General features: G+C 72.4%; 8 protein-coding genes. 1 reads left to right on the top strand and 7 read right to left on the bottom strand.

All coding sequences use genetic code 11. The features are described from left to right. Positions 1–64: 64 nt before the first annotated feature. Positions 65–826 (bottom strand): class II aldolase/adducin family protein, encoded by a 762-nt coding sequence (locus tag OG753_RS25715; protein WP_327264039.1) that lies wholly within the window; start codon positions 824–826, stop codon positions 65–67. Between the two features lie 125 nt (positions 827–951). After that, a complete protein-coding gene (guaA, locus tag OG753_RS25710) occupies positions 952–2,538 on the bottom strand; it encodes a glutamine-hydrolyzing GMP synthase (RefSeq protein ID WP_327264038.1) in 1,587 nt (528 codons plus the stop codon). A gap of 304 nt (positions 2,539–2,842) precedes the next feature. Between guaA and OG753_RS25705 the strand changes: the two genes are divergently transcribed. Beyond that, positions 2,843–3,112, top strand: a complete 270-nt coding sequence (locus OG753_RS25705) for a chorismate mutase (protein ID WP_327264037.1) — start codon at positions 2,843–2,845, stop codon at positions 3,110–3,112. 328 nt (positions 3,113–3,440) lie between these two features. On the opposite strand, the gene OG753_RS25700 is transcribed toward OG753_RS25705, so the two are convergent. The 5 genes from OG753_RS25700 to OG753_RS25680 form a co-directional block, all read right to left on the bottom strand. After that, entirely contained in the window at positions 3,441–5,102 is a 1,662-nt protein-coding gene (locus OG753_RS25700; protein WP_401681865.1) for an LPXTG cell wall anchor domain-containing protein, read from the bottom strand. Positions 5,103–5,291: 189 nt separating this feature from the next. Beyond that, positions 5,292–7,073: a GMC family oxidoreductase gene (locus OG753_RS25695; protein ID WP_327264035.1), complete on the bottom strand. Its 1,782-nt coding sequence runs from the start codon at positions 7,071–7,073 to the stop codon at positions 5,292–5,294. 27 nt (positions 7,074–7,100) lie between these two features. Further along, complete coding sequence (locus OG753_RS25690; protein ID WP_405790287.1) at positions 7,101–8,732, bottom strand: succinic semialdehyde dehydrogenase; 1,632 nt, start codon at positions 8,730–8,732, stop codon at positions 7,101–7,103. A 93-nt stretch (positions 8,733–8,825) separates the two neighbouring features. Beyond that, complete coding sequence (locus OG753_RS25685) at positions 8,826–10,475, bottom strand: protein kinase domain-containing protein (protein WP_327264033.1); 1,650 nt, start codon at positions 10,473–10,475, stop codon at positions 8,826–8,828. A gap of 125 nt (positions 10,476–10,600) precedes the next feature. Next, complete coding sequence (locus OG753_RS25680) at positions 10,601–13,108, bottom strand: protein kinase (protein WP_405790284.1); 2,508 nt, start codon at positions 13,106–13,108, stop codon at positions 10,601–10,603. Between the last annotated feature and the right edge of the window lie 46 nt (positions 13,109–13,154).

Here is a 13,154-nt window from a genome sequence, read left to right as displayed (position 1 = left end):
GAATTGTGCACCACTGCGGCAGTGCTCCGGATTGCGCACGATGTCAGAGCAGGTGATTAACGGTTCATGATGTTGACGCCACCAGTTCCCTGAGGGGCTGGTAGCTCACCCAGGCGGCCAGATCGGACCCGAACCGCTCCCTGGTCAGGGCCGCCGCGCGGTGGTCGACGGGCACCGGTTTCCCGGCGGCCCGGGCGATCAGCTGCACCTGCGCGGCCCGCTCCGCCTCGATGAACCACCAGACGGCGGCGTCCACCGAGTCCCCCACCGTCAGCAGCCCGCGGTTGCGCAGCACCAGCGCCTTGTACGGGCCCAGCGCGAGCGCGGTGCGGTCCGGCTCGTCGGCGCCGGTGTACTCGTCGAGCAGCGCGTGGTCCTCGTAGAAGGCGCAGGCCTCCTCGGTGATCGGGGCCAGCAGCTCGCCGAGCGCCGCGAGCGCCCTGCCGTACGGGGCCCGCGCGCGGACGACGGCGACCACCCCGGGGCGCCGCCGGTGGACCGCCGCGTGCACGGCGAATGCCAGCTGGTTGACCCGGCGCCCGCCCCGGACCACCCGCCCGTCCCCGTCGACCAGCAGCAGGTCGTCGGCGGTGAGAGCGGCGAAGGCCCGGCCGAAGGGGTTCACCCAGTAGCAGTCCTCGAACTCCGGGTCCCGCACGGTGATCTGCCCCGCCACCCCGTCCTCGTACCCGAGCCGGGCCAGCAGCCGCAGCGCTTCGGCGAGCCGTTCCTTGCGGTGGGCGCGCGCCGCGTCGGGGGTGTCGTGCACGGGCGGCATCTCGAAGCCGAGGCGCTCCACGGGCACGGGTACGGGCTGGTCCGGCATGGGCGCTCCCTCGAACGGCTCGGCTCGCCGCGCAAGGTACCCGGGCCCCTGCCAAGTGGCCAGAGCAACGGCGAAGCCGCCGCCCGCAGGTACGGGACGGCGGCTTCGTGTCGGTCCGGGTGGGACTACTCCCACTCGATGGTGCCCGGGGGCTTGCTCGTGCAGTCGAGGACCACCCGGTTCACCTCCGGCACCTCGTTGGTGATGCGGGTCGAGATGCGGGCGAGCACCTCGTACGGCATGCGCGTCCAGTCGGCGGTCATCGCGTCTTCCGAGGAGACGGGGCGCAGCACGATCGGGTGACCGTAGGTGCGGCCGTCGCCCTGGACGCCGACGCTGCGGACATCCGCGAGCAGGACGACCGGGCACTGCCAGATCTCGCGGTCCAGACCGGCTGCGGTGAGCTCGTGGCGGGCGATGGCGTCGGCCTCGCGGAGCAGGTCCAGGCGCTCCTTGGTGACCTCGCCGACGATGCGGATGCCGAGGCCGGGGCCCGGGAAGGGCTGGCGCTGGACGATCTCGTCGGGCAGGCCGAGCTCCTGGCCGACCATCCGGACCTCGTCCTTGAACAGCTGGCGCAGCGGCTCGACGAGCTCGAACTCGATGTCGTCGGGGAGCCCGCCCACGTTGTGGTGGGACTTGATGTTGGCGGTACCGGTGCCGCCGCCGGACTCGACGACGTCCGGGTACAGGGTGCCCTGCACGAGGAAGGCGACCGCGGGGCCGTCCTCCTGGAGGATCTCCAGCTGGGCCTGCTCGAAGACGCGGATGAACTCACGGCCGATGATCTTGCGCTTGGTCTCCGGGTCGGAGACGCCCGCCAGCGCGGTCAGGAAGCGCTCCTGCGCGTCGACGACCTTCAGCTGCACGCCGGTCGCGGCGACGAAGTCCTTCTCGACCTGCTCGGTCTCGCCCTTGCGCATCAGACCGTGGTCGACGTAGACGCAGGTGAGCTGCGAGCCGATGGCCTTCTGGACGAGGGCCGCGGCGACCGCGGAGTCCACGCCGCCGGAGAGGCCGCAGATGGCGCGCTTGTCGCCGACCTGCTCGCGGATGGCCGCGATCTGCTCCTCGACGATGTTGCCGGTGGTCCAGGTGGGGGCGAGGCCCGCGCCGCGGTAGAGGAAGTGCTCCAGGATCTGCTGGCCGTGCGTGGAGTGCATCACCTCGGGGTGGTACTGCACGCCGTACAGCTTCTTCTCGTCGTTCTCGAAGGCCGCCACGGGTACGACGTTCGTCGACGCGGTGACGGTGAAGCCCTCGGGGGCGGCGGAGCAGGCGTCGCCGTGGGACATCCACACCGACTGGTTGTCGGGGGTGCCCTCGAAGAGGGTGGAGCCGGCCTTGGAGACGGCCAGCGGGGTGCGGCCGTACTCGCGGGCGCCGGTGTTGTCGACCCGGCCACCGAGGGTGACCGCCATCAGCTGGAAGCCGTAGCACATGCCGAAGACGGGGACGCCGGCCTCGAAGATCGCGCGGTCGAGCTGGGGGGCACCCTCTTCGTACACGGAGGACGGACCGCCGGAGAGGATGATCGCCTTGGGGTTCTTGGCCAGCATCTCGTCGACGGGCATCGAGCTCGGCACGATCTCGCTGTAGACCCGTGCTTCGCGGACGCGGCGGGCGATGAGCTGGGCGTACTGGGCGCCGAAGTCGACGACGAGAACCGTGTCCGGGGCGCTGTCGTGGGCGGCGGAGGGTGCTTCTGGCACGGGGCGGCCTTCCGGCGGAAGAGGTGGCTGTTTTGTCGATTCTAACGGGGGCCCGGGGGGCCTCTTCGTCTCACCATCCGAATCGGCTTGGCCCTGAGGGCGATGGAAGGTAATAATCCGTTCCATGCGCAAGCAGCTGAGCTTCCTCTTTACCTATGGCACCGGTCGGTCCGGTCGCCATGGGTCCTCGTGATGCTCGCTTGAGCCACTGACTTCCCGAAGCGCCCCGGTCCGACAGGACCGGGGCGCTTTCGCGTTTCCGCTCCTGTCGGCACGAACCACACGAACCACAGGAGAGAACCCCATGAGCGTCACCACCACCGCCACGACCCCCGAGCAGCTGATCGCCGACTGCCGCATGCGCATCGACGCCCTCGACGACCGGATCATCGGCCTGATCCAGGAACGGATGGCCGTCTCGACCGTCATCCAGGACGCCCGGATCTCCTCCGGCGGGCGCCGGGTGCACCTGTCGCGCGAGATGGAGGTGCTCTCCCACTGGAGCGACGCCCTCGGCAAGCCCGGTACCGCCCTCGCCATGACGGTGCTGGAGCTGTGCCGGGGCCGCGTGTGACGGTTGTTCGTCACTCGTCCGGCGCCGTGACCGGCCCCGGGCTCCTTCGTTGGTGAGGATGTCCGCGTCAGCCAGCCGCGGGACCGCAACACCACGCGTGGCTCCGCTGGAGCGATGAGACGCACGCCCCGTGGAGCGTGCGTCGTGGGACCTCGCTCCTTCGCGTGACCGGACGGCAGGGGACAGCAGCCCGGTCACCCCGTAAAGAACGGCCGGCCCGGGGGACGCCCCGGGCCGGCCGTTCTGCGTTGCCCCGCGCACGCGGGGCAAGCGGTGGCGCTGTGGTGCTGTCATGCGGTGGCGCGGACGCGCCTGCGCGGTGACGTCGTTACGCGTGCCCGCCGGCCTTGCGGCGGAAGGCCACGAACAGCCCGCCGCCGACGGCCAGGAGCACCGCCCCGCCGAGCGCGATCATCTGGGCGGAGCTACCGGTGGAGGCGAGACCGCCGTTCGCCGTGGTGCCGGTGCCCGAGGTCGCCGTGGCGGACGCGGTCGCCGTCGCGGTCGCGGTGGGCGTCGCGGAGCCGGTCGGGGTCGGCGTGACCGAGGTGGTCGGGGTCGGGGCCGGGCCGCCGTCCTTCGCGTTGATCACGAAGGCCGCCTTGTTGTTGGCGTGGTCCGGGTCCCAGCGGTGGCCCGTGGTGCCCTCCGGCGTCCACTGGCCGACCGTGACGGAGCCCTTGGCGTCCGCCACGACCTTCTCGATCTTCAGCTCGAACGGGTAGGCGAACTTCTCCGCCTCCCCGACCACGTGGCCGGTGGAGCAGAAGTAGCGCGGCGCCCCCAGGGCCTGCTCGCGCTGCGAGCCGTCCGCATTGACGCCCGTGCAGCCGGCCGGGACCTTCGTGACCCGCGCGCCCGCCGGGATCACGATGTCCGTCCGGGCGACGTCCTCACCGGAGCGCAGGTACGCGACCCACGCGGGGCCGTTGTTGCGGAAGCCGAAGTCGGCCTTCACCGTCTCGCCGGCCTTGCCCTTGAGGGACACGCCCGTGCCGACCAGGTCGGCGGTGTTCCTCGTCGCGAAGTCGAACTCCTGGATGTTGTCCCAGGGGTCGAGGTCACCCGTGCGCGGGGCGGCCTGGGCCGAGGCCTTGCCGGCCCGCTTCGCCGGGGACAGCTTCTTGCCGCCGGCGGGCGTGCGCTGCTTCGCGGTCTTCGGCTGGTCGCCGGCCGCGTACACCGCGTAGGTCAGCCCGTCGATGAAGGCGTGTGGGGCCGCCTTGAGGGTCAGCGATCCGTCGAGGCCGTAGACGGCGCCCGGCTCGTACTCGCCCTCCAGCAGGCACTGCACCGTGCTCCAGCCCGTGTTCCAGGGCTGGTCCGCGCTGCTGTCCTCGGAGTAGGAGCAGTTGTCGTACTGCTCGACCAGACCGATGCCGTGCGTGGTGCGCACCTCGAGCACCACCCCGTTGACGGGGTCCGTGCCCTCGTTGGCGAAGACGACCGACAGGTTCTGCTTGTCGCCCGGCTTCTGCTCCGCCTTGAGCTTGGCCTTCTCCAGCACCAGGTCGGGGCCGCCGACGCGCACCTTGGTGGTGGCGGGCTTGAAGGTGGCGCCCTCCGCCTGACCGGTCACGGTCAGGGCCGCGGTCGCGCCGACCTTGCTGTCCTTGGCCGCGGTGAGGTCCAGGTCCACGACGGTGGTGTCGCCTGTCCACAGCGCCCAGCGCTTGCAGGTCACGGCCGTGGCCGTGAGCGTGCAGTTCGCGCCCTGCTGCTCGGCGAGCTTGACGTCGGCGATGCCCTTGAGCGCGCCCAGGTCGATCGTGAAGGTGCTCTGGTGGGCGAACGTCTTCGTGGAGTCGTTGACGACCCGGAACTCGACCGAGGTCTTCTGCGGCTGGCCGTTCTGCCCGGGGTGCGGGCGCAGGCCCACCTCGGCCGGTCCGGCCAGGGTGAAGACGGGGTCCGCGGCGTGTGCGGGAGTGGTGGCCAGGCCCAGGGCCACGAGGCCGCCGGCAGCCAGCAAAGAGATGCGCTTTCTCATGCAGCCGTTGACTGTCGAACGTCAGTCGCAGTTGCACACTTCGCTGTGTGATCGACACCACAGGCCGGCTCGCGGGATTCCGGTACAACCTTCGAGGCTGAACATCTGTCACGTATGTACCGCGGTGGGTACCGCGCTCGGAGGGGGAGCGCGGTACCCACCGCTGTCAGATCGCCGGTTCCGGATCGCTCACGACTGACGCGGCGGAATCTCAGGAATCCCGAGGAACGGCAGCCGCAGCGCGCCGAAAGCCTCCTTCGGGACGGCCGGACGGACCGGTTCCACCGCGTCCAGGCGGACGTAGTCCGCCCCCTGGTCGGGCCGCGGGTCCCGCTCCCCCTTGTTCGGCCAGTACGACATCGCCCGTTCCGCCTGCGCGGTGATCGTCAGCGACGGGTTCACCCCGAGGTTCGCGGAGACGGCCGCACCGTCCACCACCGAGATGCCCGGGTGCCCGTAGAGCCGGTGGTACGGGTCCACCACGCCCTCCTCGGGCGAGGCGCCGATCGGGCAGCCGCCCAGGAAGTGCGCCGTCAGCGGGGTCCCCATCAGCTCGCCGATGTTGCTGCCGGGGAAACCGTTGATCTCCTCGGCCAGCAGGGTCGCCGCCTGCGTGGCCTCCCCGATCTGGACCGGGTTCGGGGCGCCGTGTCCCTGGCGGGCGGTGAGCAGGCCCTTCCCGATCCCGCCGGGCTTGCGGTAGGTGGTCAGGGAGTTGTCCAGCGACTGCATGACCAGGCCGATGATGGTCCGCTCCGACCAGCGCCGGTTGGACAGGGAGCGGGCGAACTGCAGGGGGTGCTTCGCACTGCGGGCCAGCCAGGCCCGCACCCGGTGCCTGCTGTGGGGGACCTGGAGGACCGTCATGAACCCCATGGCGTTGGAGCCCTTGCCGTAGCGGACGGGCTCGATGTGCGTGTCGGCGTTGGGGTGCACCGAGGAGGTGATCGCCACGCCCCGGGTGAAGTCGGCCCGGCGCTCGTCGCCGTGCCGCTTGCGGTAGCGGCGGTCGTCGGTCTGCGCGCCGACCAGGCCCTCGGAGTTGGTCCGCGTCAGCTCACCGAGCCGCTGCGAGAGGCGCGGGAGCTCGCCGCGGTCCTTCATCGTGTGCAGCAGCGTCTGCGTGCCGTAGGTGCCCGCCGCGACGACGACGTGGCGGGCGCGCAGCACCTTCGCCCTGCCCCGGCGGCGGCCGTCGGTGGGCACGGTGCGGATGCGGTAGCCGCCCTCGGGATGGTCGGACAGTGCGGTGACGGTGGTCATCGGGTGGATGACGGCGCCCGCGCGCTCGGCGAGGTACAGGTAGTTCTCGTTCAGGGTGTTCTTCGCACCGTGCCGGCAGCCGGTCATGCACTCGCCGCATTCGGTGCAGGCCTTGCGGGCGGGGCCGGCGCCGCCGAAGTACGGGTCGGGGACCTCCTCGCCGGGGCGGACCCTGCGGGCGCCCCCGGCGTCGTCGCCGTCGCCGAAGAAGACGCCGACCGGGGCCATGTGGAAGGAGTCGCCGACGCCCATCTTCTCGGCGGCCGCCTTGAGGTGGATGTCGGACGGGGTCATGGTCGGGTTGAGACGCACCCCGAGCATCCGCTTGGCCTGCTCGTAGTAGGGGGCCAGCTCCTCGCGCCAGTCGGTGATGGAGGCCCACTGCCGGTCCTCGAAGAAGGCGGTGGGCGGCACGTACAGGGTGTTGGCGTAGTTGAGCGAGCCGCCGCCCACGCCGGCGCCCGCGAGCACCATCACGTTGCCGAGCAGGTGGATCCGCTGGATGCCGTACAGCCCGAGGGCCGGGGCCCACAGGTAGTTGCGCAGGTCCCAGCTGTTCTTCGGCAGGCCCTCGCGGGTGAACCGGCGCCCTGCCTCCAGGACGCCGACCCGGTAGCCCTTCTCGGTCAGCCGCAGCGCCGAGACCGATCCGCCGAAGCCCGATCCGATGACGATGACGTCGTAGTCGTACGACTCAGACTCAGACACGGTGCTGCCCCTTAACGGAGTCGGAGATCAACGGAAGCGGAGGACCTTCATGACCTTGAGGCTGCGGCTCATGAACGCCGCGTACTTCTCGTCGTCCATGCCCAGCGAGGGCGCCATCGGGAGCAGCCGCTGGTGGGCGACGGTCTGCGCCTCGGTGTACTTGAGGATGCCCTCGGAGCCGTGGCGCCGGCCGAGGCCGGAGTCCTTCATGCCGCCCATGGGCGCCTGGGCACTGCCGTAGGCGGGGGCGTAGCCCTCGTTGATGTTGACGGTGCCGGTGCGCAGGCGGGCGGCGACGGCGTGGCCGCGGCGGGAGTCCTTGGTCCAGACGCTGGAGTTCAGGCCGTAGGCGGTGGCGTTGGCCTCGGCGATCGCGGCGTCCTCGTCGGTGAAGCGGTAGATCGAGACGACCGGGCCGAAGGTCTCCTCACCGCACACCGCCATGGGCGCCTCGACGCCGTCGAGGATGGTGGGCTCGTAGAAGAGCGGGCCGATGTCGGGGCGGGCGGTGCCGCCGGCGACGAGGGTGGCGCCCTTGGCCACGGCTTCGTCCACGTGCCGCTGTACGGTCTCCAGCTGCCGCTCGCCGACCAGGGAGCCCATGTCCGCGCCGTACGCGAGGGAGGCGCCGAGCCGCATGGCCTTCGTACGGGCGGCGAACCGCTCGACGAACGCGTCGGCGATCGAGGCGTGGACGTAGAGCCGCTCGATCGAGATGCAGAGCTGGCCGGCGGAGGAGAAGCAGGCCCGGACGGCGCCGGCGGCGGCCCTCTCGATGTCGGCGTCGTGCAGCACGAGCATGGCGTTCTTGCCGCCGAGTTCGAGGGAGACCCCGACGAGGCGGTCGGCGGCGCCGCGGGCGACCTCGCGGCCGGTCCGGGTGGAGCCGGTGAAGGAGACGTAGTCCGCGTGCCGGACCACCTCGGGGCCTACGACGGGGCCCTCGCCGAGCACTATCTGGAAGACCTCGGCGGGCAGTCCGGCCTCGATCAGCAGGTCACGGGCCCACAGGGCGGTGAGCGCCGTCTCGGTGTCGGGCTTCATGACGAGCGCGTTGCCGGAGACGAAGGCGGGCAGGGCGTCCCCGACCGACAGTTCGAGGGGGTAGTTCCAGGGGGCGATCTGGCCGACGACCCCGCGCGGCTGGCGCAGCTCGGTGACCTTGGTGAGGGTGGGCATGGCGCCCGCGTGGCCCTTGGGGCGCAGGTACGCGGGGGCCCTGCGGCCGTAGTGGCGGGCCGAGACGGCGACCGCCTGGACCTCCTCGTGGGCGTGCAGACGGGCCTTGCCGGTCTCCAGCTGGATCAGGTCGAGGACCTCGGCCTGCCGGGCGAGGACCAGGTCGTGGAAGCGCAGCAGGACCGCGGCCCGTTGGCGTACGGGCACCGCCGCCCAGGCGGGCTGGGCGGCGCGGGCCCGGTCGAAGGCCTCGGCCACGTCCTCGGGGGTGGCCTCGGGAAGCTCGGCCAGCCGGTCCCCGGTGAAGGGGGTGTGGTTGGCGGTGCGACCGGATCCGATCACTCCGCGGGTCAGCCTGGCGACCAGGTCGGGGGTCACCACATCGGCCGCGGTGCGGGCACCGGCCGGGGCCGGGGCGACCGGGTTGGTGGGCTGCGGTGCGGTGCGGAGGGGGGCGTCGGGGGCCTGCGAGTCCGTCATGCCGGTGAGCGTATTGCGCCGGACAGTCTTTGGGTACCCGCCGGTAACCGGATTTTGCCAAGTCCGCCAGTGATCGCTGGCAGGATGCCGGAATCAGCCCTTCTTGGCAGGGGGCTCCCAGCCGCTGAGGACGATGTCGAACTGCTGCTCTGTCGTGGCCCAGCTCGAGATCGGGCTCGACATGTAGATGGCGTACTCCGTGCCGTCCGGCGCCACGTACATCTGTTCCTTGGCCCTGCGCGGACCGGGGTGGTTCTGCTTCTCCGTCCAGGTGAAGTCCCAGAGCGCGGACCGGGTGCTGTCCCGGAAGGTGTTCTGGTTCAGCCGCACCTTCTTGTAGTCGGTCCGCTTCGCCACCTGCTTCTCCAGGTCGAGCAGGTGCGCGTACGGGTCCTGGTAGTCCGGGGTGGAATCGGCGGCGATCCGGATGAAGTGCTTGCCGTCGTCCGGGGTGTAGTCGATCTGGTCCCCGTTCGCCTTGCGCGTCCAGCCCTCCGGGACGAACAGGGTGAAGCCGGCGAGGGGGTCGGTGACCCTGTTGTAGCCGGCCGGAGGGGCCGCCTCCTGCGGTTTCCCGTCGTCCCCGGACTGTCCGCCCGTCGAGGTGACGACCTTGTCCGTACCGCCGTCCGGGTCCGAGTCCGTGGTGTACTTCAGGACCCCGAAGACACCGCCGCCACCGAGCAGCGCCGCCACCAGGGCCACGACCACGGCCCGTCCGCCCCAGCCCCGGGCCGGGTCGGCCACGGTGACCGCGGTGGCCCCGGTCGCCCCGGGTGCGGGCGGCTCCGGCAGCGTGGCCGTCGCCGCGACGTCCGCCGGCGGCGCCGACGCCTCGGCCGGTCCCTGCGCCGGGGCCAGTTCCTCCGGGGTCACCGCGCGCGTGGGCACGTACGCCTGCGCCGACTTCGGCTCCCGGCCCTCCATCGCCTCCAGCAGCATCCGCTCGGCCTCCGCGGCCGAGGGCCGCTCCGCCGGGTTCTTGCGCAGCAGCGCGGTGATGACCGGCCCGAGCGCTCCGGCCTGCTTCAGGGCCGGCGGTTCGTCGTTGACCACGGCCTGCAGGCTGGAGATGGGCGACGTACGGCGGAACGGCGAGCGGGCCTCCACCGCCGTGTAGAGGGTGGCGCCCAGCGACCACAGGTCCGAGGACGGGTCCGGGGACCCGCCCGTGACCCGCTCCGGGGCCAGGTAGTCGATGGAACCGACAATCTCGCCGGTGCGCGTGATGGACGAGTCGCCCTCGATCGCGGCGATCCCGAAGTCCGTGAGCAGCACCCGGCCGTCCTTGGCGAGCAGCACGTTCCCCGGCTTCACGTCCCGGTGCAGTACGCCGACCGCGTGCGCGGCGCGCAGCGCCCCCAGCACGTGCAGCCCGATCCGGGCCGCCTCGCGGGGCTCGATCCGCCCGGCAGCCTTGGCCGCCTCCGCGAGGGAGGGCCCGTCGATGTACTCCATGACGATCCAGGGCCGGTCGTCGTGCTCCAGCACGTCGTGGACGGTGACGACCGCCGGATGCTGGATCCGGGCCGCGGCGCGGGCCTCCTTCTGCGTCCGGGCGTGCATGACGTCCCGGTCGGCCTGGGCGACATACAGACCCGCCGTCAGTTCCTTGACGGCAACGGTCCTGTGGAGCAACTCGTCATGAGCGCGCCACACCTTGCCCATGCCGCCCCGGCCGATCGGCTCGACGAGCCGGTACCGGCCCGCCAACACGGCGCCCCCACCTGTCTGCTGTTCCACGAAATCCCGCCGCTCTCTGCACTTCAGGCCAGATTACGGATCCCGGAGGGGCTGCCGGAACCGCCCGGGCGCCGAAAGACGGCACTGTGACGCAATCGCCGTACTGATCAGTCGTCAGTATCCGCTCAACCGCCCGCCTTGTAACTCGCCGTGGCCTTTTCGAAGACTTCGGTCACCTTGGACTGTTCGTCCTCCGGACCGGTCACCAGGACGACGTGGTAGCTGCCGCCCAGAGCGACGACGTAATTGCGGGCGTAGACGTTGCGGCCGGTCCCGTCGATCCACGTGTACCGACCGGTAGCACGCAGTTGCTGGCCCACCTTGGTGGTCTTCACGTCGCCGACGGTCGACCAGGTGGACGTCCGGTACGGGGTCAGCTCCGGCTCCTTGTCCTTCTGGTAGGCCGCGGGATCGGGATTGCCCTGGACCTTGTCGCGGCCCGGGACGACGGTCAGCACGAACTGCCCGTCGGTGTACCGGACCTGACCGGACTCATTGATTCCGCGGCGCTCCCAGCCGTTGGGCACGGCGATCTCGAAGTGCTCCGGGTCCTGCTGGGTGGTGTAACCGGCCGGGGCCGGGGCGGGGGCCGCCTGCGACTCGGCGGGCGCGGTCGTCTGCGGAGCGGGCTTGGACTCGGGCGTGCCCGACGGGACCTGGGAGGGGCTCGGCTTCGCCGGAGCCTGCGTGGCGCCGCCGCTGGATCCGCCCGTCGCCTCCGGATCCCCGGCCCGGGGCATGAACAGCATCGCGTACGCCACCCCGCCGGCGAGGAGGACCAGGATCCCGACGAGCAGCATCCGGCCGAGGGCGCGCGGCTTGCGGGGGGCCGCGGGATTGCGGTGCCGGCCGTGGACCTCGCCGCGCCGGCGTACGACGGGCAGCCGCGCCGGATCCGGCTCCGGCATCGGGAGCATCCCGAAGCCGGCGTCCGGCTCGGGCGCGGACCGTACGAGCGAACGCAGCCAGCCGCGCAGCTCCTCAAAGTCGGGCCGCTCGGTGGGGTCCTGGCGCAGCAGCGACTCCACGACCGGGCGCAGCGCCCCGCACTCCTCCGCGAAGGCGGGCGGCTCCGCGCAGACCATCTCGACCAGCTCGGCGACGCTGTCCTCCGGATAGGGGGCGTGCCCCTGCACCGCGCGGTAGAGCAGCGCGCCGAGCGCCCAGAGGTCGGTGGCGGGGCCGACGGGGGCCGCGAGCTGCCAGTGCCCGTGCACGGGGCCCGCCTGCTCGGGGGCCCACCGCTCGGTGACGGCCCCGACCACGGCCATGCGGGTCTGCCGTGCGCGCTCGGCGTCCAGGCCGGTCCGCGGCCCGGACCGGCCGTCGCCGCCGACGGGCTGCGGCCGATCGGGGACGGCCGGGGACGGGGACGAGGTGTCGGCCTGCCGGTAGCCCTGGGGCAGGGCGAGTTGGGCGGGCAGGGCGGGGCGCTGCCCGGGCTGGGGCGAGGGTTCCGGCTGCGGTTCGGTGTCCGGCGTCGGCCGCTGCTCCCACTGCGGCTCCGGAAGCGGCTGCGGCTCCGGGGCGGCTGCCGGGAGTTCCGCCCGGCGGGGCGTCGCGCCGTGCCAGGGCGCGGCGTCGCCGGTCTCCGGGCCGCCGTACGGGTACGAGTACCCCTGCGGGAGGGTCGACCCCTCGGGCCGCCGCTCCGGCATCGGACCGGCCTCCGGCTCGGCGCCGGCCCCGGCCCTGCGCTCCTCGACGACCCGGGCGGCGGCCGCCCGCGCCCCGGCCCGGTAGGCGGCGATGGCCCCGGCCCGTGCGGCGGCCTGGAGGTCCGGGCCGTCCTGCGGACGTCCGGGGGTGATGTGGTCGGTGTACCGCGGCCCCGTGTCGTAGCCGGGGGCCACGAGCGGTGCGTAGGCGGGGGCAGGCTCCGTACGGAGTTCCACCGGACCGGCGGCGTGCGTCGCCCCCGGCATCGAGTCCGGGGCCGGACCCGGGCCGGGAACCGGGCCGGGAACGGGCTGCGGGGCCGGAGCCGGGACCGGGACGGTGACCGCCGCCGGAGAGGGGCCGGCGCCCCACCCCGTTCCACCGCCGGTGTCCTCGGCGCTGGGGACGGGGTCGTACCCGCACAGGGCCTCCTCCGCCGCGCCGGCCGCCAGGCCGGTCAGCACGACCCGCCCGTCCTCACACACCAGGACGGTCCGGACGGTGATGTTCCGGTGCGTCCAGCCGTGCGCGTGCAGCACCCGCAGCGCGGTCAGCACGTCGGAGGCCACCTCGGCCGCCCGGTAGGGGCTCAGCGGTTCATCGGCTATCAGCGCGGCCAGCGGCCGGGCCGGGACCAGTTCGCTCACTATCCACAGCGACTCGCCCTCGGCGAACACGTCGAAGACCTGGTCCAGCCGGGGATGGTCCGGGATCGAAGCCGCCGCCTGCGCCGCCTCGATGGCCCGGCGCACGGCCGGCAGATCGCCGGGCGAGCGGCGCGCCGCGGCCGGGACGGCCCGCGGCCCGTCGAGCAGCTCCGCGTCCACGACCTCCGGTAACGGCACCTGACGGACCAGGACTTCCTGCCCGCTGCGCGTGTCAAAGGCGCGGGTCTCTATCAGTTCGTACGCGTCGGACGGCGGCAGGGGCAGGCGGTAGCGGCCGGCCAGGATCCGGCCCGCGTACTCCTCCACATCGCCTCCCCCGAGTGCGGCGGGCTCCCCATGGCCCCTCCGACAC

The organism is Streptomyces sp. NBC_00029, from assembly GCF_045160505.1.
GTDB lineage: Bacteria > Actinomycetota > Actinomycetes > Streptomycetales > Streptomycetaceae > Streptomyces.
The sequence above is the reverse complement of the archived record's forward strand: the minus strand, read 5'-3'. Positions and strand labels throughout refer to the sequence as shown.